Consider the following 24,145-nt stretch of genomic DNA (forward strand, 5'->3'; position numbering starts at 1 on the left):
AGTGACGAACGAAGTCTCGCCATCTTGCGCAAGCCCGCTAGAATCCCTCAAAACCATTCGGCATGTTGAAGTAGAGAACCACGGATATGGGGCAAACAGCGGCAGCAGACATCACCACAATCAGCCGGATCAGTGCGGTGCCGGCGATTCTTCAGGTGATCAGCGAGTTGACTGGTTTGCGGTTCGCGGCAGTGGCCCGCGTCACTGACGATTCCTGGACCGCCTGCGCGGTGCTTGATCGACTGGATTTAGGTTTGAAGGTGGGCGACAAACTGGACCTGGTGTCCACCTTGTGCAACGAAGTGCGCCAATGCCACCGCTCGATGATCATCGACAAAGCCAGTGAAGACCCGCTCTACCGCGACCACCTCACACCCCGCAACCATCAATTCGAAAGCTACATTGCCGTGCCGATCTTGCGCACTGACGGAGGTTTTTTCGGCACCATCTGCGCCCTTGACCCCAACCCTGCGCCGCTCAAGTCCAGCACGATCCTGAGCACCATGGAGTCGTTCGCCCGGATGCTCGCGCTGCAGATCGAGGCCGAAGAAGACCTGCAACGGACCGAAACGGCGCTGATCAAGGAACGCCAAACCGCCGAACTGCGCGAACAATTTATTGCCGTGCTCGGCCACGACTTGCGCAACCCATTGTTTGCCATCAGCGCCGGTGCCGAAATGCTCCTGCGCAAACTCGGCGACCCGGCGAATAAACAACGGGCCCGGCATATCCTCACCAGCGCCCAACGGGCGAGCAAACTGGTCGACGACGTGCTGGACTTCGCGCGGGGTTCACTGGGCCGGGGCATCCCGGTGAACATCGAGCCGTGCCCGGATCTGGCGGATGCATTGCGGCATGTGGTGTCCGAGATCCAGAGCATCCACCCTAAACGCATCATTCAGTCGTCGATTGGCGAGCTGAGCAACATTCGTTGCGATCGCGAACGGGTCGCGCAGTTGCTGTCCAATCTGGTGGCAAACGCGGTTGCCCACGGAGACCCCGACAACCCGGTCGAAGTCAGTGCCCGGATCGAGGAAGGACGGTTCGTGTTGAGTGTAAAAAACCAGGGACTGATTGCCGAGAATGCACTGCCGCACCTGTTCCAGCCCTACTCGAAACCAGCCGGCAGAACGCCGCAGGCCGGCCTCGGATTGGGGTTGTACATTGCCAGCGAGATTGCGCAGTCTCATGGGGGGAAACTGGAGGTTGTATCGACCGAGCAACAGGGCACGACGTTTACTTTCAGCTTGCCCCCACGGGCTTAAGCGGATGTGCTGACCAACGATCCCGAAGTACTGCCACCTTCATCCTGCAACGCCTGCAACAACGCCGCCGTCGCTGTCTGCAACGAAGCTGAAGTGGCCGCAACCTGCGACTGAGCCGCCGCGACTTCCGCTGCCTTGGCTTGGCTTTCCTGCCTGGCCTGGGCCGCTTGCAGTTGCTGCTGTTGTTCCTGCAATTGCTTTTGCAGCTCGGCGATCTGCTTGCGCAGTTCTTTCACCGTATCGGATTCGGTGCTGCTGGAACTGCTGTCGCTCGACGCCGCCGGTGCACCGCCAGCGGAAACCTTAGTGGTGTCGCCGGACGCCTCAGTCGTTGTCGCGACTGAGGTGTCGTCGGTGCTGTCGTTGATCGCGACTTTGCTTGAAGAGGTCGACAGGGTCTGGTTGATCGAAACGGAGCTGATGCTGACCATGGGATTTATCCAGTGTGGCGTTTGGGTAAATCCGTCATCGACGGGCGCGGCGCGAACTTGAGAGCGACTGTGTACCGAGTCGGTAACCGAATCGGTACACAGCCAATGTCACTAGGCGCTCAATCGCGCCGTCACTTCATTCAACTGCCCCGACAACCCATGCAGATTGTGGCTGGCCGCTTCAGTGCGCTGCACGTTATCCAGGTTGGTACTGGCGATGCTGGTGATTTCGGTGAGGTTGCGCGAGATGTCTTCGGCCACCGAGGTCTGCTCTTCGGCGGCAGTGGCGATCTGGCGGTTCATGTCGCGAATGGCTTCCACGGCATGGGTGATGCGCTCGAGCATGGCGCCGGCCTGGGTCACTTGCTCGACGCTTTCTTCGCTGCGTGACTGGCCGCTTTCGATGGCTTGGGCCGCGTCCACCGCACCGGTTTGCACGGTTTGAATGATCTGGTTGATCTCGATGATCGAGGCTGCCGTGCGCTGGGCCAGGCTGCGCACTTCATCGGCGACCACCGCAAAACCGCGCCCGGCTTCACCGGCACGGGCCGCTTCGATCGCTGCGTTGAGCGCCAGCAGGTTGGTCTGCTCGGCGATGCCGCGAATCACTTCCAGCACTTTGCCGATGCGCCCGCTGTCGGCTTCCAGACGACGGATGACCGTGGCGGTGTTGGCGATCTCGCCGCGCATTTGGGTGATGGTGTGAATGGTGCCCTGCATGACTTTTTCGCCCTGCTGGGCAGACTGGTCGGCATCGTCGGCCGCACGTGCCGCATCCGCTGCATGACGCGCGACTTCTTGGGCGGTGGCGGACATTTCGTTCATCGCCGTGGCCACCTGATCGGTGCGGTTGAACTGTTCGTTGGTGCCGCTGGCCATAAGACCGGCAATTGAGTTCAGCTCGCCACTGGCGCTGTCCAGGTCCGTCGCACTGCGCTGCAAACGGTTGAAGGTTTCAGCAAGGAAATCGCGCAAGGTGTTGGCGGCCGTGGCCAAGTTGCCCAGTTCGTCCTGACGGGTGCTGGCCACGCGTTCGGCGAAACGGCCCTGGCTCAGTTGTGCCACGTAGTCGATCAGTTTGCGGATCGGCTCTACCAGATTGCGGTTGACCAGCCACAGGCTCAACAGGCCAATCAACAGACCCGATACCAGCATCACGATGATCCCCAGCAACACCGTCTGATCGGCGCTGGCGCTGATCAACTTCGATTGCTCGGTGCCCTGTTTGCGCAGCTCGCTGACCAGTTCGCTCATCTGCTCGCTGGCGGCACGGTCCATGCCCTTGACCGCGTTGTCGCCGGCCGTTGGGTCGGCACCGGCCGCCACATAGGCATCACGGCCCTTCTGATAGGCTGCACCCAATACACGATGCTCTTCACGCAGGCGTTCGATGCGAGTCTTGAGTTGCGGCTCAATGCCCTTCTGCCCGGCCAGCTCGCCCAGGATGCCCTGCACGTTGCGCTGACCTTCCTCGAACTGCTTCCAGTATTTGTCCAGGTCCGCTGGCTGCTTGCCGCGCAGCAGGACGTTTTTCCACTCCTGAACCTGCACCTTGAATTGCAGGTTGGCTTCATCGATCAATTGCGAGGTGCGCAACGGGCCTTCAATCAGATTCGCGTAGCTCTGAACACCGTTGGACAGAAAGTGAAAGCTGGCCAAAGCGATCAGCAACATCGCCAACAGGCTGCCGCTCAACAGGGCGAGAATTTGTGCTCGAAGGGACTTTTGTAAAGACATCGGGAAGTACTCAAAACAGGAATGAGGCACGCGGATGAAGGCGTGAAAAGTATCCGGACATCCCTGTCTCCCACATTGGCCCTTGGCCGAAGGCGCGCAAACTTAACCCAAGGGTGATCGGCGTGCCAGAGCGGTTCTTGAGGAGAATCCGACCATCGGTATCGCAATCGTTTGCGTACACCTCGCCGTCACAAAACCGTCATGAGTGCTTGCAATGATGTGGCACAAGTGAACCTGTGAAACCCGCGACAGGCGCCTTCTCCAGCGAGACTTAATGAACCACAGCATCGACCAACGCCATCGCGATTCCGACCTGTTCGGGCTGCTTTACGGTTTCAGTTTTCGCCCCGGCGAGCGTGGCCGAGAGATCGATTCGGCCAAGGCGCTGCATTGCCTGCAACACCCGGACGATAACGACGAATTCCTCTGGCTGCACCTGAACCTGGCCCACGCCGCGTGCGAACGCTGGATGAAAAGCCATCTGCAATTGCCCGACGAGTTTTTTGAAGCCTTGCATGAAGGTTCCCGCTCGACACGCATCGAGCATGTCGATTCGGCGTTGCTGGCGGTGGTCAACGATGTGGTGTTCAACCTCAGCAGCATGGTCTCCTCGGACGTCTCGACACTGTGGGTCTGCGCCCGCAGCCGGCTGATCGTCAGCGCGCGGCTGCAACCGCTGCACTCGGTGGACAAGCTGCGCTCTTCGGTGAAGGCCGGTGAATGCTTTCGTTCGCCGCTGGAACTGCTGGTGCATTTGCTGCGCGATCAGGGCGAAGTGCTGACGCAGATCGTGCGCAAGACCAGCCTCAGTGTCGATCAGATCGAAGATGAATTGCTGTCTTCGCGCCTGTCCACCAACCGCGCCGAACTGGGCGCCAACCGCCGGGTGCTGGTGCGCCTGCAACGCTTGCTGGCGCTGGAGCCGGGCTCATTGCTACGCCTGCTCAATCGCCCGCCGCAATGGTTGCAGAAGGAGGACGTCAAGGAGCTGCGCAAGTCCACCGAGGAGTTCGCGCTGATCATCAACGACCTCACCGCTCTCGGTGAACGGATCAAGCTGTTGCAGGAAGAGATCGCCGCCAACCTCAACGAACAGAGCAACCGCACGCTGTTCACCCTGACCGTGGTCACGGTGCTGGCGCTGCCGATCAACATCATTGCCGGTTTCTTTGGCATGAACGTCGGCGGGGTGCCGCTTGCCGGTGATCCGGAGGGGTTCTGGATTCTGGTGGCACTGGTCGCGACGTTTACCCTGATTGCCGGGCGCTGGGCGTTTCGCAAGCGGCAGGATTATTGAATCCTTCGGCCCCACCGATACATTGTGGCGAGGGGGCTTGCCCCCGTTGGGTTGCGAAGCGACCCCAAATTCTGCAAACCGTTTTCTCCAGACAGAACACGGTTTCCTACTTGACGACTGCTTCGCAGCCGAACGGGAGCAAGCTCCCTCGCCACAGATGTTTGCCAGCCTAAGCATCCAGCTCCGCAAAAAAACCCAAACACTGACCCAGCGCAGCCTCTCTGTAATATTTAGCAACGATCATGACCGATACTCCTTCTCTGCTCAGGATTGTCCGGCATGGCTACGCCTTCCTTTACTGCCGCTACCCTGGCTTCCGCCAGCAGCGCCACGCCCAAGCTCGATAAAAAACCCGGCCTGCTAACCATTGTGGTGTTCTTTGCGGTGCTGGGCAGCGGGCTGTTGTTCACCGCCTACAGCCTGATGCACGACATGAGCGAACTCGGCACGGTGGTCACCACCTGGACGCCATTTCTGCTGCTGGGCGTTGCGCTGCTGATTGCCTTGGGCTTTGAGTTCGTCAACGGTTTCCACGACACCGCCAACGCCGTGGCGACGGTGATTTACACTCACTCCTTGCCACCACATTTCGCGGTGGTCTGGTCGGGCTTCTTCAACTTCCTCGGCGTGTTGCTTTCGAGCGGCGCGGTGGCGTTCGGCATCATCGCCCTGTTGCCAGTGGAGCTGATACTGCAAGTCGGTTCCTCCGCCGGTTTCGCGATGATCTTCGCGCTGTTGATCGCCGCGATCCTGTGGAACCTCGGGACCTGGTGGCTGGGCTTGCCGGCGTCTTCGTCGCACACCCTGATCGGCTCGATCATCGGCGTCGGCGTGGCCAATGCCCTGATGCACGGCCGCGACGGCACCAGCGGGGTGGATTGGGCCCAGGCGACCAAGGTTGGCTACGCGTTGCTGCTGTCGCCGCTGATCGGCTTCGCCTTTGCCGCGCTGTTACTGCTGGCGTTGCGCGCTTTCGTCAAAAATCGTGCGTTGTACAAGGCGCCGAAGGGCGATGCGCCGCCACCGTGGTGGATTCGCGGCATGTTGATTCTGACCTGCACCGGCGTGTCGTTCGCCCACGGTTCCAACGACGGCCAGAAAGGCATGGGCCTGATCATGCTGATTCTGGTGGGTACCCTGCCAATGGCGTATGCGCTGAACCGCACCATGCCGGCGGATCAGTCTCTGCAATTCGCCGCGGTGGCCGAAGTCACCCAGCAAGCCCTGATGAAAAATACCAGCCTGCCGGCGCCTGCCGATCCACGCCCGGTACTGACCGATTACATGCGCAACAAGGAAGCCACCCCGCAACTGATTCCTGCCCTCGCCGCACTGGCGGGCCATATCGGTAACGAAGTGAAGGGTTATGGCTCGCTGTCGAAAGTCCCGGCCGAAGCGATGGGCAACGTGCGTAATGACATGTACCTGACCAGCGAAACCATTCGCCTGATGGACAAGAACAAGGTTGGCAACTTCGACGCCGACACCACCGGCAAGCTGCAATTGTTCAAACAGCAGATCGACAACGCCACACGGTTCATTCCGCTGTGGGTGAAGATCGCGGTGGCCATCGCCCTGGGGCTGGGCACCATGGTTGGCTGGAAACGCATCGTGGTGACGGTCGGCGAGAAAATCGGCAAGACGCACATGACCTACGCCCAGGGTGCCTCGGCGGAAACCGTGGCGATGCTGACCATCGGCGCCGCCGACATGTTCGGCCTGCCGGTGTCGACCACCCACGTGTTGTCTTCAGGCGTGGCCGGAACCATGATCGCCAACGGCGGCGGCTTGCAGATGAAGACCATCCGCAACCTGCTGATGGCCTGGGTGCTGACCTTGCCGGCGGCCATTGTGTTGTCGGGCAGTTTGTACTGGTTGTTCACCAAGCTGTTCTAGTCGGCACACCGGACTGTGGGTAGTAAAGATTCCCTGTGGCGAGGGAGCTTGCTCCCGCTGGGTTGCGAAGCGACCCGAAAACCTGCCATCGCAATGCTTCAGATAAAACGCGGTGACCGGATGACGACTGCTACGCAGCCGAACGGGAGCAAGCTCCCTCGCCACAAAGGAGCCCTCTCATTAGCGGACTGCACGAGCCATCACCCACCGCTCACGCACCACGTCGTAACCCCAGTGGTACACGTAGGTGTACGGCAGGAAAAACAGCAATACCCCGATGTCCAGCAGGAACGCTTGCCACAAGCTGACCTTCAACCACCAGGCAATCAACGGCACGCCAAACGCGACCAGTCCGCCTTCGAACAGCAGCGCATGCACCACGCGAACCCAAGCGGTACGCACAATGGCAAAGCGCTTGAGCAAACGGTCGAACAGGCCGTTGAAGACCACGTTCCAGGCCAGGGCCAAGGCTGCAATGGCCATGGTCACCATGCCCATCTCCAGCATCGGTTTATCCATGATCCAGGCCAGCAACGGGGTACAGATCATTATCGCCAGCAGTTCGAAACCGATGGCCTGGAAAATTCGTTCAGTGATGGATTTGTTGGCGTTCATGGCCTGACTCCCTGAGTGACTGTGGTTGCCATGATCCGCGACCGCACCGATACTTCATAACCAATAACCATCGATCAAGGCGATAGTTCATGGCTTCCCACGAAGTGTTGCTGGCGTTTGTCCAGGCGGCGACCCAAGGCTCGTTTTCCGCTGCGGCGCGCAAGCTCGGTCGCAGTCAGTCGACCATCAGCGCCGCAGTGGCGAGCCTGGAAATCGACCTTAATCTCGTCCTCTTCGACCGCAGCAGCCGCAAGCCGAGCCTGACCCCGGCCGGGCACGTCATGCTGCAACGGGCCGAGGAGATTCTGGCCGCCACCAGCCGTCTGGAAATGACCGCCAGCCAATTGTCCCAAGGGATCGAGCCGAAGCTGACCGTGGCGATTTCCGACACCTATCAGTCCGACCGCTTCGAAGCGGCGCTCAGTGCTTTCGAGCAGCGTTATCCAGACCTGGAACTTGAATGCCTGATTGCCGAATGTGACGACCTGGTGGCGCTGGTGCAACGCGGTCGAGCGCATGTCGCCTTCGCCGAGATGCAAGACAGTTATCCGCCGGACCTGGTCAGCTCGACGGTGGACGAGCGCACGGAAATCGCCCTGTTCGTATCCCGGACGCACCCGTTGGCAAAGCTCGATGGAATCGATCAAGACGTGCTGCAACAGCACCGCGAATTGCGTCTGGCGACGATCGTCAATCCATATGAAAGCCGGGCGAAGGGGCGCGTCTGGTCGGCGCCGAGTTACTTGATGCTATTGGAAATGGCTCAGGGCGGGTTCGGCTGGGCGCCATTGCCCAGGTGGCTGGTGGGGCGGTTCGGGGCCGGCTCGTTGGTGGAGCTGAATGTGCGCGGCTGGCCGAAACCGGTGTTCGTCGATGCGCTATGGTCGCGCCTGCATCCACCGGGGCCGGCGGGGAGTTGGTTATTGAGCAAGATGCTGGAATAGCGGTACTCGCGATGGGGCTGGTGAAATCACATCACTCCAACGCTTGAAGTCGCCCCTCGATAAACCGCCGTTCCGGCACCTGTTGCGTCAATTCCAGCGCCCGCTCATACGCCGCCCGCGCCTCTTCCACCCTCCCCAACTGCCGGCAAAACTCTGCCCGCGCCGAGTGCGCCAGGTGGTAATCCAGCAACTCGCCCCGCGCCAGAATCCCTTCGATCAACGTCAGGCCGGCCAGCGGTCCATCGCGCCGGGCCAACGCCGCCGCGCGGTTCAGTTCGATCACCGGCGAGGGCGCGGCCCGCAGCAGCACGTCATACAGGCCGACAATCTGCGGCCAGTCCGTCTCCTGTGCCGTGGATGCTTCGGCATGTACTGCGGCAATCGCCGCTTGCAGGCAATAAGGCCCGAAGCGCCGCGTCGTCAGCGCCCGCTCCACCAGCGCACAGCCTTCGGCAATCAATTCGGCGTCCCACAACGAGCGATCCTGCTCATCCAGCACAATCAGTTCGCCGCTCGATGAGGTCCTGGCCGGGCGCCGGGACTCATGCAACAGCATCAGCGCCAGCAGCCCCATCACCTCCGGTTCGGGCAGCAATTCCATCAACAACCGACCGAGGCGAATCGCTTCGCGCGTCAGGTCTTCGCGGGTCAGCTCGTTGCCGATAGACGCCGAGTAGCCTTCGTTGAACACCAGGTAAATCACCCGCAACACACTGTCCAGACGTTCGGGCAGTTCCGTCAGGGTGGGCACTTGATAAGGGATTTTCGCATCACGGATCTTGGCCTTGGCCCGTACGATACGCTGGGCGATGGTGGCCGGTGCCGAGAGAAAGGCCCGGGCGATTTCTTCGGTGGTCAGGTCGCAGACTTCGCGCAGGGTCAACGGCACTTGAGCGTCCGCCGCCAGGGCCGGGTGACAACAGGTGAAGATCAGGCGCAGGCGATCGTCTTCCACGTCTTCATCACTCCAGTCGGCCTGCTCCAGCGCCTCCAGTTGAGCAATCAACATCGGCCGGGACGCGTTAAAACGCGCGCGCCGGCGCAACACATCGATGGCCTTGAAGCGCCCGGTGGACACCAGCCAGGTGCGCGGGTTGTCTGGCACACCGTCACGCTGCCAGCGCTCGACCGCGACGAAGAACGCCTCATGCATAGCCTCTTCGGCGAGGTCGAAATCGCCGAGCAGACGGATCAGGGTCGCCAGAATCCGCCGCGAGTCATCGCGGTAAACCTGCTCGACGTGCGCCCGTACCGACTCGCCGGGCATCAGTCCGGCATACCTTGGGCGAGCTTTCGTTGCACGGGTGGCAGACTCATGAAAGAACTCCTGTTGTGATGGTTATTCAGGGATTCAACTGGCGAACGGGCCGTACCTCGACACAGCCGACCCGGGCCGCCGGAATGTTGCCGGCGACCTGCAGGGCTTCATTGAGGTCCTTGGCATCGATCAGGTAGAAGCCGGCCAACTGCTCCTTGGTTTCAGCGAACGGGCCATCGGTGATCGACATTTTGCCGTTGCGCATACGCACGGTGGTCGCGGTCTGCACCGACTCCAGCGCTTCGGCGGCGAGCATCCGCCCACTGCCCTGGATCGACTCGGCGTAGGCCATGCACTCGGCGTCATTGGGGCTTTCGGGCAGCGAGTGCAATTCGTGCTCGTTACTGTAGACCAGGCATAAATACTTCATGGGGGCTCTCCATTTCTTTGGGGCTTTGCCCTGATCGAACGGATCAACTATGGCTGCAGATTGATGCCTTAGCGAAAAAAACGACGATCAGGGTTCCAGGTTGAACAACGTCGCGCCGCTCGTCATGTCGAACGGTGCCGACCAATGTTCGTGAACGATCTGCCATAGCCCCGCTTCCTGCCGATAGCACGCGGTGACACGCATCCAGCAGGCTTGGGTTTCACCTTTTTCATTGGTACCGCCGCAATGCGCCAGCCAGTGAGCGAAAGCGATTTCCTGCGACGGCACGATGTCGATCTCGTGAAACTCGAAAATGTGCGGACCGGGGCACATCTCCATGCATTCCTGCCAATGCGCACGGTAGGCCGCTTTGCCCTTGAATTGCAGGGCTTTGACCGCGTCGAAGGAGACGATGTCGTCGGCGTACAGGGCCATGACCTTTTCCACGTCCTTGGCGATGACCGCCTGGCGATAGTTCTCGATCAGGTTATGGATTTGTGTTTGAGCATTCATGGGGGTTCTCCGTGTTTTTTTGTTGAAGACACCCTTAGTCGTCTGGCGAACAGCCAAATCGACAGCCGAAAATAAAAATAATCCATGGGCGCAAACTCGCTAGAATCCGAAGCTCATTTCCGTTGGAAAAAGGACACTCCAGTGACTGCCCGACTCGTGCCTTACGAAAGCCTGAACGCCCTGCAGCGCCAACAGGTCGAGGCCATCGAAATCCACGCCGAACAAATCAAATTCTCCGGCGACATTCATGGTGCATTGCACACCTTGTTGTCCAAGCCAGGCCCTGGCGTCAAAGGCTTTGCGCTGTTGGTGGAAGAGGTTCCAGTGGCCTTCCTGCTGCTCAAGCGCCCGCCGGTGCTGCCGGCCTGGGCCGACGAACACAGCGCCACCCTGCACGCCCTGCAAGTCGATCGCCGCGCCCAGGGCAAAGGCTATGGCAAAGCCTGCCTGCAAGCCCTGCCCGAGGTTGCACGCCAGGCCTGGCCGCAAATCAAGGGGCTGGAGTTATCGGTGGATGCCGACAATGAGGCGGCCATCGCGCTGTATGCCAAATACGGCTTTGTCGACAGCGGCGAAGCATACAAAGGCCGGATCGGTTATGAACGGCGGATGGGGCTGGTTTTCTAATTCGCAGAGGGATGAACGATGCTGGAATCAATCGAAGCGCTGGAAGCGATCTACGGCCTGCCCCATGACCGCGCGGTGCGTAAGCAGATCCCCTTTTTGAACGAGGATTATCAGGCGATGGTCCGCGCCTCGCCGCTGGTGATTATCAGCTCGGTCGGCCCCGACGGTATGGACGGTTCACCGCGCGGCGATACACCGGGGTTCGTGCGGATCGTCGACGAACGCACGCTGGCAATCCCGGATCGCCCGGGCAACAACCGCATCGACACGCTGCGCAATGTCGTACTCGACTCGCGGGTATCGCTGCTGTTCATCATCCCGGGGATTGGCGAGACGTTGCGGGTCAACGGCACGGCGCAGATCAGCGCCGAGCCCGAGTTGCTGGAGAGTTTTGCAGTCAATGGCAAACCGGCGCGCACGGTGATGCTGGTGACGGTGGAGGCTGCGTATTTCCACTGTTCGAAAGCCATTGTGCGTTCGGATTTGTGGAACCCGCAAAAACACCTCGAACGCTCTGCGCTGCCGACTGCCGGGGCGTTTCACAAGCGCCTGAACGATGGGCAGTTCGATGCCGAAGCGTATGACCGGGAAGCACCGGTGAGAGTGCGAGATAGTCTCTACTGACACGATGACTACCCACTGTGGGAGCAGACTCATGTGGCGAGGGGGCTTGTCGGAACGCCGCATCGCCCCGTTGGACTGCGAAGTAGTCCTAAAACCTGCAACCCTCGTTCTGCCAGGCATACCGCATACACCAGATTTGCGACTGCTTCGCAGCCGAACGGGGCGATGCGGCGTTCCGACAAGCCCCCTCGCCACATAAGCCCGCTCCCACATTAGATCTGCGATAACCGCCAAAACCCTTTAAGCACGGGCGCTGGCGGTTTTTTATGGTCACTGGAATTTCATTAAATCCCTGCTGTACTCAGCCAAGGTACTGGAGATGGTTCTGTAGTCCATCTGCCGGATGCACAACGACAGTGTTATCTCGACAGGGAAACTCGCTATGTCTTTGTTCAAACGTTCGGCTACAGAATTAGTAGGTACGTTCTGGCTGGTGTTGGGGGGGTGCGGCAGTGCGGTCCTGGCGGCGGCGTTTCCAAACGTGGGGATCGGTTTGTTGGGGGTGTCCCTGGCATTCGGTTTGACGGTGCTGACAATGGCCTTCGCCATCGGCCACATTTCGGGCTGCCATCTCAACCCTGCGGTCTCGGTCGGCTTGGTCGTCGGCGGACGTTTCCCGGCCAAAGAACTGCCCGCCTATATCATCGCCCAAGTGATTGGCGGGATCATCGCAGCAGCTCTGCTGTACTTCATCGCCAGCGGCAAACCCGGCTTCGAACTGGCCAGCGGCCTTGCATCCAATGGCTACGGCGAACACTCGCCAGGCGGCTACTCAATGGCGGCGGGGTTTGTCAGTGAACTGGTGATGAGCGCCATGTTCATCCTGATCATTCTAGGCGCCACCGACAAACGCGCCCCGGCCGGACTGGCGCCCATCGCCATCGGCCTGGCGCTGACCCTGATCCACCTGATCTCGATTCCGGTCACCAACACCTCGGTCAACCCGGCGCGCAGTACTGGCCCGGCGCTGATTGTCGGCGGTTGGGCGATTCAACAACTGTGGCTGTTCTGGCTGGCGCCGATTCTGGGGGCCGTCATCGGCGGCGTGACCTATCGCTGGTTGGGTAAAGAAGACAGCTAACAACGGACATAACGCGAAGATCAGCCCTGTCGATAGGGCAAGGCTGTCTTCGCGTCTTCTGCATAACCCAACACCCCAAGACGTTCGCGCTCAAGGAAGTCTTTCACCGCCGACTTCAAGCCCGGATGGCGCAGGTAATGCCAGGAATGGGTGATCACTGGCTCGAACCCGCGAATCAGTTTGTGCTCGCCCTGAGCGCCAGCGTCGAAACGCTGGAAGCCGTTGGCAATCGCGTAATCCATACCCTGATAGAAACAGGTCTCGAAGTGCAGCCGATCGAACTCCGCCAGACAGCCCCAGTAACGACCGTAAAAGCTGTCGCCCCCGACCAGGCTGAAGGCCATGGCCACCGGCCGTGAACCTTGCTTGGCCAGTACCACGCGGATCGATTCCGGCATGCGCTCGGCCAATAGACTGAAAAATTCCCGGGTCAGATACGGCGTTTGCCGACGCACCGCGTAGGTATTGGCGTAGCAGGCATACACAAAGTCCCACTGCGCCTGGTCCAGTTGCCGACCTTCCAGCCATTCGAAATCGATGCCCTGCCCCGCCACTTGCTCACGCTCCTTGCGCATTTGCTTGCGCTTGCGCGAACTGAGGGCGTCGAGGAAGTCCTGAAAGTCCCGATAACCGCGGTTCTGCCAGTGGTACTGACAGCCAATACGCTGCAACCAGCCTGGCTGTTCGGCCAACGCCGCATCGGTGAACGGATCGGTGAAGTTGATGTGGGCACTGGAGAGTTGTTCGATTTCCAGATAGCCCGGCAGGCTCTGCAGGAGCTCGAAACCATCTTCGATTGTCGCCGCCAGCAATCGTGGCCCACTGACCGGGCTGAACGGCACCGCCGTCAGCAGCTTGGGATAGTAGTCGATGCCGGCTCGCTCACAGGCCTCGGCCCAGGCATGGTCGAACACATACTCACCGTAGGAATGCCATTTGCGGTAACTGGGCAATGCAGCGATCAGACGATCGCCTTCGACATGCAGCAAATGCTCGGGCTGCCAGCCGGAATGCGGGCCGAGGCTGGCGCTGTCTTCCAGCGTACTCAGAAAGGCATGGCGCAGAAACGGCTGAGTTTGCGGCACCAAGGCATCCCAGGTACGGGGTGCGATTTCCGACAGCGTGTGTAGACGTTGCAGCGGCATTTTCCTCTCCACATCTTGGCGTGACAGCCCCGCGAGTATCGCCGATCGCCGGGCAATCCACACGAGTCAATCCGATGCAAGGCTCTGAATCGGGCATTTCGGAACTCTTGTATCGTCATCGACCTGCCATCACTTTGCCACTGACGTGTCATAAAGCATCGCGATACTGGCGCCTGTTTTTAGAGCGCCGGGTTCTATCCGGCCACTGTTTTCCGACCTTCAACCGTCGGTTGTGTCCAGGGTGGTTCAGCCATCCCTCTCATCTTCGGAGATTGCTATGCGTCTTGCTTCCACGAAAACTGCGGCGGCCTTGTGCGGTGGCCTGTTGCTGGCCATGAGTGTTCCGGCCAGTGCCGCAGTCGACGCCAAACTGCTCGACATGCTCAAGGCTAACGGTTCTATTTCCCAGGCGCAGTACGTTGAACTGCAGGCCGAACTGGCCAAGGATCAGAAGGCCCAGCAAATCGCGCAGCAGGCGCAGCAAGAGACCAACGAACAAGTAGCGGTCGCCGCGAAGAAAGCCAACGAGCTGAGCGCCTTCGACCAGAAACTGGCCTGGGCCGCCAAGACCCAGTTCAAGGGCGACGTTCGCGTGCGCCAGGAAACGGTCAAGATCGACGGCGAACCCAACAACGGTGGCCGCGACAAGGATCGTCAACGTATCCGCGCCCGTCTGGGTGCCTACAGCGAAATCAACCCGCAAGTGGACACCGGCATCCGCATCGCCACCGGCGGCGGCGACGATGCTCGTTCGACCAACCAGGACATGGATAACTACTTCGACAAGAAGCAGATCTGGCTGGATCTGGGCTACATCGACTACCACCCGGACGCCATCAAGAACCTGCATGTGATCGGCGGCAAGATGTTGCAACCGTGGGTCAGCATGGGTGATGTGATCTGGGACAGCGACATCAACCCGGAAGGTCTGGCAGTGACCTATAAATACCCGCTGGGCAGCAGCGCCGAACTGTTCGGTAGCCTGGGCAACTACAACCTCAAGGACAACGTCGACGGCGAAGGCGTGCAATTTCGTCACGACCTGCGTCTGACCGCCGGCCAGTTGGGCAGCCGTTTCGCCATCACCGACAACCTGAAACTGACCGTCGGCGGCAGCGTCTATGCCTACCAGAACGACGAAGACAGCCGTTGCACTGGCACGTCCACGCCATGCGCCCTGGCCGTCAACGGCAACTCGGCCAACAACGAGTTCCGCCTGTACGAAGGTTTCAGCCAGATCGATATCGGCGGCCTGCCGATGCCGCTGTCGTTCTACGGCCAATACGTGAAGAACAACGATGCCGTGACCGATCAGGACACCGCCTGGTTGCTCGGTGCCAAGTCGAAAGTCTTCGGCTTCAACCTGGACTACAACTACCGCGACGTGCAGCGTAACGCCGTGGTCGGCGCCTTCACCGACTCGGACTTCGCCAACGGCACCACCGGTTCTCGCGGTCACAAGCTCAAGGTCGGTTACGACATCGACAAGAACTTCGCCATCGGTGCCACTTACTTCCTGACCAAAGCCGACTTCGCCAGCCGTACCCAACGCGATGCCGACGCCAACACGCTGCAACTGGACGCGGAAGCGAAGTTCTAAGCAACGAAGCAACACACTTCAAACGATGCGTTTTACATCCGGTCGTATCGTTTGAAGAGGTTCAACAGTCTGGCGCGGGCAACGATCCCCATCATCCGTTCGTTTCACCCGCGCCGGCCTGCGTTTTCCTTCAGGAACGATCTTTACGCCGCTGCGCCGCCAGCCGCTCGGCCAGTGCCTCGACATCCTCGACCGGCTTCTGCGGCATCACCCGCAAGGTCGCCTGCATCAACCGCATCTGCCGAATGAATCGCCGACAATTTGGGCAAAACATCAAGTGATGCCGCATCAGCAGTCGCTCGCGAAAACTCAACTGGCCATCGAGATAATCGCTGGATCGCGCCACTTGTTCCTTGCAGGTCAACATTCGCCGGTTTCCTCAAAATGCTCCACGGTCGCAAAAACCTTCAACCGTGCCCGATGCAACAGCACACGGACATTGGAGAGCGAGATTTCCAGAAGATTACAGATCTCTTCCAGCTCCAACCCCTGTCGCTCGCGCAACAGCAAAACACTGCTTTGCAATTCCGACAGGCTGAGCAACGTGTGCTCCAGGCATTCGCGCAGCTCGTTTTCGGTCAACAGCGCCTCTGGCGTGTCCTGGTGCCAGGCGAACGGCGCCACCAGCCAATGACCATCGCTCGATGAAAAACGATCGTCATCGATCGTGCCGTGAGGCGACGGCAGGTCATCGAGCAGCACTTCCCGGCGGTTCTGCTTGTAGCGGCTCTTGGCCGAGTTGGCGGTGATGGTCAGCAGCCAGGTCTTGAGGCTCGATCGCCCTTCGAACCCGCCGAGGTTGCGCACCACCGACAGCCAGGCGTCCTGCACCACCTCGTCAGCATGGCGGTTGCCAACGATAGCGTAGGCCACCGCACGCATGGCGCTCTGGTATGTGCTGACCAGTTCCTTGAAAGCCTTCTGCTCGCCCGCCAGCAGACGTTCGAGCAGTCGGGTGTCGTCAGCTGCGGCCATGCAAACCTCGTTTCAGAACCAGCGATGTTCCAGCATCAGACAACACTGTGGCGAGGGGGCTTGCCCCCGTTGGGTGGCGAAGCCGCCCCAAACCTGCGGCCCCGGTATATCAGTTATACCGAGTGCGTTGGTTTTACGACTGCTTCGCAGCCGAACGGGGGCAAGCCCCCTCGCCACAACAGCCCTCTCACCACAATCAGGCGCACTCAGCGCTTGCGCAGAATCACGCTGCCAATCGAATAGCCGGCGCCGAACGAGCTGAGTACGGCCAGCGAACCGCTGACCAGATCGTCCTGATTCTTGTGGAACGCAATCACCGAACCGGCGGAGCTGGTGTTGGCGTAGGTGTCGAGAATCACTGGGGCCTCGGCTTCGGTGGCTTCGCGACCCAACAACTTCTTGACGATCAGGTGGTTCATGCTGAGGTTGGCCTGGTGCAGCCAGAAGCGCTTCACGTCGCTGACATTGAGCTGGTTCTCTTCCAGGTGCGTGGCGATCAGCTCGGCAACCATCGGGCAGACATCACGGAACACCTTGCGGCCTTCCTGAACGAACAGTTTGTCGGGGGCACCGATGCCCTCTTCCGCGGCGCGGTTGAGGAAGCCGAAGTTGTTGCGGATGTTATTGGAGAACTTGGTCAGCAATTTGGTGCTGACCACGTCGAACTGGTACTTGGACGTTGCCAGGTCGGCTCGTTCGATGACCACTGCGGTGGCGGCGTCACCGAAGATGAAGTGGCTGTCGCGGTCACGGAAATTCAGGTGGCCGGTGCAGACTTCCGGGTTGACCATCAGGATCGCCCGGGCCTGACCCAGTTGCACGCTGTTGGCGGCGGCCTGGATGCCGAAGGTCGCCGAGGAGCAGGCCACGTTCATGTCGAAACCGAAACCCTGAATGCCCAGCGCTTCCTGGACTTCGATGGCGATGGCCGGGTAAGCGCGTTGCAGGTTGGAGCAGGCGACAATCACCCCGTCGATGTCAGCGGCAGTCTTGCCGGCGCGCTGCAAGGCTTGCTCGGCCGCGCCGATGGCCATCTGGCACAGTACCGACCACTCGTCGTTGGAGCGCTCGGGCAAGCGCGGCGCCATGCGCTGTGGGTCGAGGATGCCGTCCTTGTCCATGACAAAGCGGCTTTTGATGCCGGAGGCTTTTTCGATAAACGCGGCGTTGGATTCGGTCAATGCCTGGACTTCGCCGCTCGCGATGGCGTCGGCGTTGTCGGCGTTGAACTGCGCGACGTAAGCATTGAAAGACTGCACCAGCTCTTCGTTGGAGATGCTGTTGGCCGGGGTGTACAGGCCGGTGCCGCTGATGACGACGTTATGCATGGTCGTTTCTCTATCTGTTCAGGCAGAAAGCGCTGGCACCGACGTACCAACACACAAAGGGTCTATTCCAGGTTCCAGACGCAAACCTGGCATCGCTTTATTCAGTTCCGCCCGGGCCCGTGGAGGCTCAAAACCGCGGGGCCGGCGTTTATAGGCGCGAAGTTTGCCATAAACGCTGGGTTTTGGCGCCTTTTGCTGGAGCGACGATCTACTTAATGTGGGAGCCAGTGTGGCGAGGGGGCTTGCCCCCGTTGGGTGGCGAAGCCGCCCCAAAACCTGCAGCCCCGGTGTATCAGATATACCGAGTGCGCTGGTTTACGACTGCTACGCAGCCGAACGGGGCGATGCGGCGTTCCGACAAGCCCCCTCGCCACAAAAGCTAGCTCCCACAGGGTTTATGGCTCGACCTGGCTCCATTGTTTGTTCAGGCGCTTGTCGGAGATCGGTACTTTGGTCCCCAATTGCTGCGCGAACAGCGAGACCCGGTATTCCTCCAGCCACCAGCGATAGAGTTCCAGCTGCGGATCGCGCTTGCCTTCCTGGGCGTGTTTGTTGGCGCGAGTCTGGTACTGAACCCAGAGACCGGACAATTCGCCGCTCCAGACCCGATCCCGCTGCACCTGCGCGCCGATTTTCTCGAAACGCTGCTCGACCGCTTTCAGATAACGCGGCAGTTCCTTGAGCCACGGCATCGGGGTTTCCCGCACGAATCCCGGATACACCAGATGGCTGAGCTGCTGCTTGATGTCGTTCAGGGCCACCGCTTGCGCCAGGTCGATCTTGCCCTTGAAGCGTTTTTGCAGGCCGTGCCAATGCTTGAGAATCTCCAGCGTCAGCTTCGCCAACCGCTCGGCATGCTCGGTCCAGGCGCCACGCTTGCGCTCGGCCAGCGACGCCAGCCCGGCGCCATCGCGTGGCAGCGGGTCTTCGCCATCAAGGATGCAGCTGTCGAGACTGGCCAGCAGAATGTCTTCCACCAGGCTGTCGATGCGCCCCAGTTCGCGGTACATCAGGCCCAGCTCGGTCAGCCCCGGCAACTTGCCGCGCAGAAACTTCGCCGGCTCCGCCAGTTGCTGCATCAGCAAGCGCTGCAAGGCCCGGCGATGCTGGAACTCGGCTTCGGCCGGCGTCGAGAAACGTCCTTCCTTGACCGTCCCAGCCTCTTCCACCAGCGCCGGATACACCGTCATCGACAGCCCGGCGATCTTCTGTTGGGTTTTCTCGGCGACGGCGGCGAACACTTTCGCCTCCACCGGCTGCTGGCTTTTCGCGGTTTGCGGTACGGCCAATGCAGCTTGGCTGGCCTCGGCAAAGCGCGCAGTCAACTCGGCCAGGTCACGCCCTTCGCCAAGAAACTTGCCCTGACCGTCGACGATTTCCAGGTTCATCCGCAGATGACTTTCGACCTGCTGCGAGGCCTCGGCCCACGCCTCATCGCTGACCCGCGCACCGGTCATGCGCAACAGTTCACGGCCCAGCGCCAGAGGCAACGAGCCCTCGGCAAACGTGATGCGCTGCAACGCGGCTTTGATGAAATCCGGCACCGGCACGAAATTCTTGCGCAGGGCCTTGGGCAGGTTGCGCACCAACGCAATGCACTTGGCCTCGATGACGCCCGGCACCAGCCATTCCAGACGCTCCGGCGGCAGCATCGGCAACAACGGTGCCGGCACGCGCAAGGTCACGCCATCGCGAGGATGGTTGGGCTCGAAGTGATAACTGAGCGCCAGTTCCAGATCGCCGATGTGCAGAGTGTCCGGGTAATGCGCGGCGGTGACTTCGCTGGCTTCGCGGGCCAACACGTCTTCTTCGCGCATGATCAGCAGCTGCGGGTCTTTCTGGCTGTTGATCCGGTACCAACTGTCGAAGGTCGCTGTCTGGTGGATCTCTGCCGGCAATCGCGCATCGTAGAAGGCGAACAGGGTTTCTTCGTCCGCCAGAATGTCCCGACGACGGGCCTTGGCCTCCAGTTCGTCGAGCTGTTCCAGCAACTGTTGGTTGGCCGTCAGGCACTTGGCTTTGGATTGAATCTCGCCGCGCACCAAGCCTTCGCGGATAAACAATTCGCGGGACACCACCGGGTCGACCGGCCCGTAATGCACAGGCCGGCGCCCGACCACGATCAGCCCGAACAAAGTGATTTGCTCGAAGGCCACGACCTGCCCACGCTTCTTCTCCCAATGGGGTTCGAAGTGGTTTTTCTTGATCAGGTGCCCGGCCAGTGGCTCGATCCAGTCGGCGTCGATCTTGGCGACCATCCGCGCGTAAAGCTTGGTGGTCTCCACCAGTTCGGCAGTCATCAGCCATTGCGGACGCTTTTTACCCAGCCCGGAGGATGGGTGAATCCAGAAGCGCCGCTGACGGGCGCCGAGGTAATCGCCGTCTTCGGTTTTCTGGCCGATCTGGCTGAGCAAACCCGACAGCACGGCTTTGTGCAGCTTCGGATAATCCGCCGGTTCTTTGTTAAGGCTCAGCTGCATGTCGCGGCAGATCAGGCTCAGCTGGCGATGGGAATCGCGCCACTCACGCAGACGCAGGTAATTGAGGAAATTCTTGCGACACCAGTTGCGCAGCGGACTGGCCGTCAACGCCTGGCGCTGTTCTTCAAAGCCACGCCACAGATTGACCAGCCCGGCGAAGTCCGAGTCCACGTCTTTCCATTGGGCGTGGGCCTGATCGGCGGCTTGCTGACGCTCCGGCGGACGTTCGCGCGGGTCCTGAATCGACATGGCGCTGGCGACGATCAGCACTTCCTGCAAGCTGCCGAGTTTGGCCGCTTCGAGCAGCATGCGGCCCATGCGCGGGTCCACCGGCAGCCGCGCCAATTGACGACCGAGTGGCGTCAACTGGCTATTGCGATCCACCGCCGAAAGCTCTTGCAGCAGGTTGAAACCGTCGCTGATGGCCTTGCCATCCGGCGGTTCGATAAACGGGAAATCGGTGATCTCGCCGAGGCGCAGATGGAGCATCTGCAGAATCACCGCGGCGAGGTTGGTCCGCAGGATTTCCGGGTCGGTGAATTCTGGCCGGCCAATGAAATCTTCTTCGCTGTACAAGCGTACGCAAATGCCCGGCTCGACCCGCCCGCAGCGACCTTTTCGCTGATTGGCACTGGCCTGGGAAATCGCTTCGATGGGCAGGCGCTGGACCTTGGCGCGGTAGCTGTAACGGCTGATGCGCGCGGTGCCGCTGTCGATCACATAACGAATGCCCGGCACCGTCAACGAGGTTTCCGCGACGTTGGTCGCCAGTACGACTCTGCGCCCTGGGTGCGACTGGAAAATCCGCTGCTGCTCGGCCGGTGACAGCCGCGCGTACAACGGCAGAATCTCGGTATGTTTGAGCTGGGCCTTGCGCAGCATGTCCGCCGCGTCGCGAATCTCGCGCTCGCCGGGCAGGAACACCAGCACATCGCCGGGGCTCTTGCGTTCACTGCGTTCGAACGCGGCAATTTCGTCGAGGGTGGCGAGAATCGCCTGATCCACGGTCAGGTCGTCCTCGACGCGGTTGCCCTCTTCGTCCTGCTCCAGGGTCAGTGGGCGATACCAGGTCTCCACCGGGAAGGTCCGGCCGGAGACTTCGACAATCGGTGCGTCGTCGAAGTGCTTGGAAAAGCGCTCCAGGTCGATGGTCGCCGAGGTGATGATGACCTTCAGGTCCGGACGACGCGGCAACAGGGTTTTCAGGTAACCGAGCAGGAAGTCGATGTTCAGGCTGCGTTCGTGGGCTTCGTCGACGATGATCGTGTCGTAGCGTTCGAGGTAGCGGTCGTTCTGGGTTTCCGCCAGCAGGATGCCGTCGGTCATCAGTTTGATCAGAGTGTTGGCATCGCTCTGATCCTCGAACCGCACCTGATAGCCGACCAACGCGCCCAACGGTGTCGCCAACTCTTCAGCAACACGGCTCGCCACACTGCGGGCGGCGATTCGACGCGGCTGGGTGTGACCGATCAGGCCATGCTGGCCGCGGCCGATTTCCAGGCAGATCTTCGGCAACTGGGTGGTTTTACCCGACCCGGTTTCGCCGGCAATGATCAGCACCTGATGCTTGAGCAACGCCGCTTTGATTTCGTCACGCTTGGCGGCGATCGGCAAGCTGTCGTCATAACGAATCACCGGCAAACTGGCGCGCCGCGCCAACACCTGATCACAGGACGCCTGCGTGCGTGTTACCCACTGGGCCAGTTTGGCCTCGTCAGGTTTTTTGCGCAGCTCAAGCAACTGCCGCCGCAGCCGGTGACGGTCGGCGAGCATGGCGTGATCAAGGTTTTTCAGCAGTTTGTCGATGGAAGGCGATTCGTCAGTCATCAGGTACGCAAAAGTCGTCTAGTGGCGCAGGGAGCGGATTGTCGCAGATTTGGGCGCATGGCGACGAATGCAACCTGCTTTTGTGGCCAGAGAGCTTACTGTGGCGAGGGGGCTTGCCCCCGTTGGGTGGCGAAGCCGCCCCAAAATCAGACAACGCGGTGATTCAGGCAAACCGCGAGTATCGGGTTTACGACTGCTTCGCAGCCGAACGGGGGCAAGCCCCCTCGCCACAGGGGTCACTCGGGGCCTTATTCGTTATCGAGGCCTTTACGGCGGTAGGGAAACACATCAATCACCTTCCCCGCCCGAATCGCTTCCTGCAGGCCCTTCCAGTAGTCGGCGTTGTACAGCTCGCCATGCAACTGATCGAACAACTTGCGCTGCGCCGAATCGGCAAACAGGAACGGTGGAAATTCCTCGGGGAACACATCCAGTGGCCCGATCGAGTACCACGGCTCAGAGGCCATTTCGTCTTCCGGCGTGCGCGGTTGCGGGATGTGGCGGAAGTTGGCTTCGGTCAGGAAGCAAATCTCGTCGTAGTCATAAAACACCACACGACCGTGACGGGTGACGCCAAAGTTTTTCAGCAACATGTCGCCGGGAAAAATGTTCGCCGCCGCCAGTTGCTTGATCGCCAGGCCGTAATCCTCCAGCGCCTCGCGCACCTGCGCCTCGTTGGCGTGCTCCAGGTAGAGGTTCAATGGCGTCATCCGGCGCTCGGTCCAGCAGTGACGGATCAGCACCGTATCGTCTTCTACCGACACCGTGGACGGTGCCACTTCAAGCAATTCTGCCAGGCATGCCGGTTCGAATTTGCTCAAGGGGAAACGGAAGTCGGCGAACTCCTGGGTGTCGGCCATGCGTCCGACCCGGTCGACGCTTTTCACCAGGCGATACTTTTCGATCACCGTGGCTCGGTCGACGTTTTTCGACGGCGAGAAGCGGTCCTTGATGATCTTGAACACGGTGTTGAAACCCGGCAGCGTAAACACGCTCATGACCATGCCGCGCACGCCGGGGGCCATGATGAACTGATCGTCGGTGTTGGCCAGGTGATTGATCAGCGCCCGATAGAACTCGGACTTGCCGTGCTTGTAGAAGCCGATCGAGGTGTACAGCTCGGCAATGTGCTTGGCCGGCAGGATGCGCTTGAGAAAGCCGATGAATTCCGCCGGCACCGGCACATCGACCATGAAGTACGAACGGGTGAAGGAGAAGATGATCGACACCTCCGCCTCATCAGTGATCAGCGCGTCGATCTGGATGCCCCGGCCTTCACGGTGCAACAGCGGAATCACCAGTGGCCACTGCTCGTCCGGGGTGTAGATGCGCCCCACCAGATAGGCACCCTTGTTGCGGTAAAGCACCGAGGAAAACAGCTCGACACTCAATTCCGGATCCTTGCAGACCCAGTCCGGCAGGTTCTCGCGCAATTGCGCTTCGAGGCGGCGCAGGTCGCCGGGCAAATCGGCGTACTCCTCGCTGAAGCGGTAGTCGGCAAAGATGCTTGTGAGCATGCCGGACAACTGCCCCTGAGGCTTGTAGGTGCGGGTTTGCGCCGCCCGGGCCCGGCGCAGGCTTGGCCGGGTGGTGTGGATGAACATGCAGCCGTCGCTGATCAGGTCATGGCTGAACAGCCCGCAGAAGATCGAGTTGTACCAGGTCTCGGACAGTTCATCGTCAAAGCGCAGGTCGATCAGGCTGATGTAAGCGCTTTTGACCAGCGGCCAGTTGCTGACGTCCATCAGCACCTCGGTGGTAAACGACTCATGCAGGCGCCCTACCGTTTCGCCGACCTTCTCTTCATAGAGGTTGATCCGCGCCGCCGACGCAACCTGCGTCTCCTGCCATTGGGCCTGCTCGAAGCGTGCCCGGGCGCCGTCGGTGATCCGGCGGAAATGCTCGCGGTAATCGTCAAAGCCATCGAGGATCATTCGGGCGATGTCGGCGGCTGGCCATTGCTGCGGCATGGTGAGACCTCTGCGGCTGTTCTTATCGTTGGAGCCTGAGCTTAGTGGCCCTGTGTTGCGCAACGCAACCATTGCCTTGAGCCCCGACTGACGCGACACTTG

General features: G+C 60.5%; 20 protein-coding genes. 8 read left to right on the forward strand and 12 right to left on the reverse strand.

The genetic code is table 11. The annotated features are described in order from the left end of the window. Positions 1 to 86: 86 nt before the first annotated feature. A complete protein-coding gene (locus tag ACZ9BB_RS17255) occupies positions 87 to 1,265 on the forward strand; it encodes a GAF domain-containing sensor histidine kinase (protein WP_476214774.1) in 1,179 nt (392 codons plus the stop codon). Here ACZ9BB_RS17255 and ACZ9BB_RS17260 read toward each other — a convergent pair. After that, positions 1,262 to 1,696 (reverse strand): hypothetical protein, encoded by a 435-nt coding sequence (locus tag ACZ9BB_RS17260; protein ID WP_476214775.1) that lies wholly within the window; start codon positions 1,694 to 1,696, stop codon positions 1,262 to 1,264. The two genes, ACZ9BB_RS17255 and ACZ9BB_RS17260, sit on opposite strands and share 4 nt — an antisense overlap. A gap of 111 nt (positions 1,697 to 1,807) precedes the next feature. Next, positions 1,808 to 3,433, reverse strand: a complete 1,626-nt coding sequence (locus ACZ9BB_RS17265; protein WP_476214776.1) for a methyl-accepting chemotaxis protein — start codon at positions 3,431 to 3,433, stop codon at positions 1,808 to 1,810. 274 nt (positions 3,434 to 3,707) lie between these two features. Between ACZ9BB_RS17265 and ACZ9BB_RS17270 the strand changes: the two genes are divergently transcribed. Together ACZ9BB_RS17270 and ACZ9BB_RS17275 are read left to right on the forward strand one after the other, a co-directional pair. Then, positions 3,708 to 4,730, forward strand: a complete 1,023-nt coding sequence (locus ACZ9BB_RS17270; protein WP_476214777.1) for a transporter — start codon at positions 3,708 to 3,710, stop codon at positions 4,728 to 4,730. Between the two features lie 279 nt (positions 4,731 to 5,009). Beyond that, positions 5,010 to 6,626 carry an inorganic phosphate transporter gene (locus tag ACZ9BB_RS17275; RefSeq protein WP_476214778.1) on the forward strand — a complete coding sequence of 539 codons (1,617 nt, stop codon included), beginning with the start codon at positions 5,010 to 5,012 and terminating at the stop codon, positions 6,624 to 6,626. A 180-nt stretch (positions 6,627 to 6,806) separates the two neighbouring features. Here the strand turns inward: ACZ9BB_RS17275 and ACZ9BB_RS17280 are convergent, their stop codons facing one another. Beyond that, entirely contained in the window at positions 6,807 to 7,241 is a 435-nt protein-coding gene (locus ACZ9BB_RS17280) for a multidrug/biocide efflux PACE transporter (RefSeq protein WP_476214779.1), read from the reverse strand. A gap of 89 nt (positions 7,242 to 7,330) precedes the next feature. Here ACZ9BB_RS17280 and ACZ9BB_RS17285 point away from each other — a divergent pair, with 89 nt between their 5' ends. Further along, positions 7,331 to 8,185 carry a LysR family transcriptional regulator gene (locus ACZ9BB_RS17285; RefSeq protein ID WP_476214780.1) on the forward strand — a complete coding sequence of 285 codons (855 nt, stop codon included), beginning with the start codon at positions 7,331 to 7,333 and terminating at the stop codon, positions 8,183 to 8,185. A gap of 31 nt (positions 8,186 to 8,216) precedes the next feature. On the opposite strand, the gene ACZ9BB_RS17290 is transcribed toward ACZ9BB_RS17285, so the two are convergent. From ACZ9BB_RS17290 to ACZ9BB_RS17300, 3 genes are all read right to left on the reverse strand, one after another. After that, entirely contained in the window at positions 8,217 to 9,452 is a 1,236-nt protein-coding gene (locus tag ACZ9BB_RS17290; protein ID WP_476214781.1) for an RNA polymerase sigma factor, read from the reverse strand. Positions 9,453 to 9,528: 76 nt separating this feature from the next. Next, complete coding sequence (locus ACZ9BB_RS17295; protein WP_192344398.1) at positions 9,529 to 9,873, reverse strand: YciI family protein; 345 nt, start codon at positions 9,871 to 9,873, stop codon at positions 9,529 to 9,531. A gap of 87 nt (positions 9,874 to 9,960) precedes the next feature. Next, positions 9,961 to 10,386, reverse strand: a complete 426-nt coding sequence (locus tag ACZ9BB_RS17300) for a YybH family protein (RefSeq protein ID WP_476214782.1) — start codon at positions 10,384 to 10,386, stop codon at positions 9,961 to 9,963. A gap of 141 nt (positions 10,387 to 10,527) precedes the next feature. Between ACZ9BB_RS17300 and ACZ9BB_RS17305 the strand changes: the two genes are divergently transcribed. From ACZ9BB_RS17305 to aqpZ, 3 genes are all read left to right on the forward strand, one after another. Beyond that, positions 10,528 to 11,013, forward strand: a complete 486-nt coding sequence (locus ACZ9BB_RS17305; RefSeq protein ID WP_476214783.1) for a GNAT family N-acetyltransferase — start codon at positions 10,528 to 10,530, stop codon at positions 11,011 to 11,013. A gap of 18 nt (positions 11,014 to 11,031) precedes the next feature. After that, complete coding sequence (locus tag ACZ9BB_RS17310) at positions 11,032 to 11,637, forward strand: pyridoxamine 5'-phosphate oxidase family protein (RefSeq protein ID WP_476214784.1); 606 nt, start codon at positions 11,032 to 11,034, stop codon at positions 11,635 to 11,637. Positions 11,638 to 12,019: 382 nt separating this feature from the next. Continuing rightward, complete coding sequence (aqpZ, locus tag ACZ9BB_RS17315) at positions 12,020 to 12,718, forward strand: aquaporin Z (RefSeq protein ID WP_476214785.1); 699 nt, start codon at positions 12,020 to 12,022, stop codon at positions 12,716 to 12,718. A gap of 20 nt (positions 12,719 to 12,738) precedes the next feature. Here aqpZ and ACZ9BB_RS17320 read toward each other — a convergent pair whose 3' ends face one another. Next, on the reverse strand, positions 12,739 to 13,863 hold the full coding sequence (locus ACZ9BB_RS17320) for a GNAT family N-acetyltransferase (RefSeq protein WP_476214786.1): 1,125 nt from the start codon (positions 13,861 to 13,863) through the stop codon (positions 12,739 to 12,741). A gap of 277 nt (positions 13,864 to 14,140) precedes the next feature. Between ACZ9BB_RS17320 and ACZ9BB_RS17325 the strand changes: the two genes are divergently transcribed. Further along, the gene (locus ACZ9BB_RS17325) at positions 14,141 to 15,463 is read left to right on the forward strand and encodes a putative porin (protein WP_476214787.1); all 1,323 of its coding nucleotides are present in this window, start codon (positions 14,141 to 14,143) and stop codon (positions 15,461 to 15,463) included. Between the two features lie 130 nt (positions 15,464 to 15,593). Here ACZ9BB_RS17325 and ACZ9BB_RS17330 read toward each other — a convergent pair whose 3' ends face one another. The 5 genes from ACZ9BB_RS17330 to aceK form a co-directional block, all read right to left on the reverse strand. After that, the gene (locus ACZ9BB_RS17330) at positions 15,594 to 15,830 is read right to left on the reverse strand and encodes an anti-sigma factor family protein (RefSeq protein WP_476214788.1); all 237 of its coding nucleotides are present in this window, start codon (positions 15,828 to 15,830) and stop codon (positions 15,594 to 15,596) included. After that, positions 15,824 to 16,438 carry an RNA polymerase sigma factor gene (locus tag ACZ9BB_RS17335; protein ID WP_476214789.1) on the reverse strand — a complete coding sequence of 205 codons (615 nt, stop codon included), beginning with the start codon at positions 16,436 to 16,438 and terminating at the stop codon, positions 15,824 to 15,826. The genes ACZ9BB_RS17330 and ACZ9BB_RS17335 overlap by 7 nt, the downstream gene beginning before the upstream one ends. Before the next feature lie 206 nt (positions 16,439 to 16,644). After that, positions 16,645 to 17,766 (reverse strand): beta-ketoacyl-ACP synthase III, encoded by a 1,122-nt coding sequence (locus ACZ9BB_RS17340; RefSeq protein ID WP_476214790.1) that lies wholly within the window; start codon positions 17,764 to 17,766, stop codon positions 16,645 to 16,647. A 395-nt stretch (positions 17,767 to 18,161) separates the two neighbouring features. Then, complete coding sequence (gene hrpA, locus ACZ9BB_RS17345) at positions 18,162 to 22,073, reverse strand: ATP-dependent RNA helicase HrpA (protein ID WP_476214791.1); 3,912 nt, start codon at positions 22,071 to 22,073, stop codon at positions 18,162 to 18,164. Between the two features lie 248 nt (positions 22,074 to 22,321). After that, positions 22,322 to 24,043, reverse strand: a complete 1,722-nt coding sequence (gene aceK / locus ACZ9BB_RS17350) for a bifunctional isocitrate dehydrogenase kinase/phosphatase (RefSeq protein ID WP_476214792.1) — start codon at positions 24,041 to 24,043, stop codon at positions 22,322 to 22,324. Positions 24,044 to 24,145 lie beyond the last annotated feature (102 nt).

The organism is Pseudomonas sp. TE3552 (assembly GCF_056278945.1).

What these genes read in the sequence shown, in the direction of transcription:
- ACZ9BB_RS17255 (WP_476214774.1), top strand. Translation starts at nt 87, where the DNA reads ATGGGGCAAACAGCGGCAGCAGACATCACCACAATCAGCCGGATCAGT.
- ACZ9BB_RS17260 (WP_476214775.1), bottom strand. Translation starts at nt 1,696, where the DNA reads ATGGTCAGCATCAGCTCCGTTTCGATCAACCAGACCCTGTCGACCTCT.
- ACZ9BB_RS17265 (WP_476214776.1), bottom strand. Translation starts at nt 3,433, where the DNA reads ATGTCTTTACAAAAGTCCCTTCGAGCACAAATTCTCGCCCTGTTGAGC.
- ACZ9BB_RS17270 (WP_476214777.1), top strand. Translation starts at nt 3,708, where the DNA reads ATGAACCACAGCATCGACCAACGCCATCGCGATTCCGACCTGTTCGGG.
- ACZ9BB_RS17275 (WP_476214778.1), top strand. Translation starts at nt 5,010, where the DNA reads ATGGCTACGCCTTCCTTTACTGCCGCTACCCTGGCTTCCGCCAGCAGC.
- ACZ9BB_RS17280 (WP_476214779.1), bottom strand. Translation starts at nt 7,241, where the DNA reads ATGAACGCCAACAAATCCATCACTGAACGAATTTTCCAGGCCATCGGT.
- ACZ9BB_RS17285 (WP_476214780.1), top strand. Translation starts at nt 7,331, where the DNA reads ATGGCTTCCCACGAAGTGTTGCTGGCGTTTGTCCAGGCGGCGACCCAA.
- ACZ9BB_RS17290 (WP_476214781.1), bottom strand. Translation starts at nt 9,452, where the DNA reads ATGCCCGGCGAGTCGGTACGGGCGCACGTCGAGCAGGTTTACCGCGAT.
- ACZ9BB_RS17295 (WP_192344398.1), bottom strand. Translation starts at nt 9,873, where the DNA reads ATGAAGTATTTATGCCTGGTCTACAGTAACGAGCACGAATTGCACTCG.
- ACZ9BB_RS17300 (WP_476214782.1), bottom strand. Translation starts at nt 10,386, where the DNA reads ATGAATGCTCAAACACAAATCCATAACCTGATCGAGAACTATCGCCAG.
- ACZ9BB_RS17310 (WP_476214784.1), top strand. Translation starts at nt 11,032, where the DNA reads ATGCTGGAATCAATCGAAGCGCTGGAAGCGATCTACGGCCTGCCCCAT.
- aqpZ (WP_476214785.1), top strand. Translation starts at nt 12,020, where the DNA reads ATGTCTTTGTTCAAACGTTCGGCTACAGAATTAGTAGGTACGTTCTGG.
- ACZ9BB_RS17320 (WP_476214786.1), bottom strand. Translation starts at nt 13,863, where the DNA reads ATGCCGCTGCAACGTCTACACACGCTGTCGGAAATCGCACCCCGTACC.
- ACZ9BB_RS17325 (WP_476214787.1), top strand. Translation starts at nt 14,141, where the DNA reads ATGCGTCTTGCTTCCACGAAAACTGCGGCGGCCTTGTGCGGTGGCCTG.
- ACZ9BB_RS17330 (WP_476214788.1), bottom strand. Translation starts at nt 15,830, where the DNA reads ATGTTGACCTGCAAGGAACAAGTGGCGCGATCCAGCGATTATCTCGAT.
- ACZ9BB_RS17335 (WP_476214789.1), bottom strand. Translation starts at nt 16,438, where the DNA reads ATGGCCGCAGCTGACGACACCCGACTGCTCGAACGTCTGCTGGCGGGC.
- ACZ9BB_RS17340 (WP_476214790.1), bottom strand. Translation starts at nt 17,766, where the DNA reads ATGCATAACGTCGTCATCAGCGGCACCGGCCTGTACACCCCGGCCAAC.
- hrpA (WP_476214791.1), bottom strand. Translation starts at nt 22,073, where the DNA reads ATGACTGACGAATCGCCTTCCATCGACAAACTGCTGAAAAACCTTGAT.
- aceK (WP_476214792.1), bottom strand. Translation starts at nt 24,043, where the DNA reads ATGCCGCAGCAATGGCCAGCCGCCGACATCGCCCGAATGATCCTCGAT.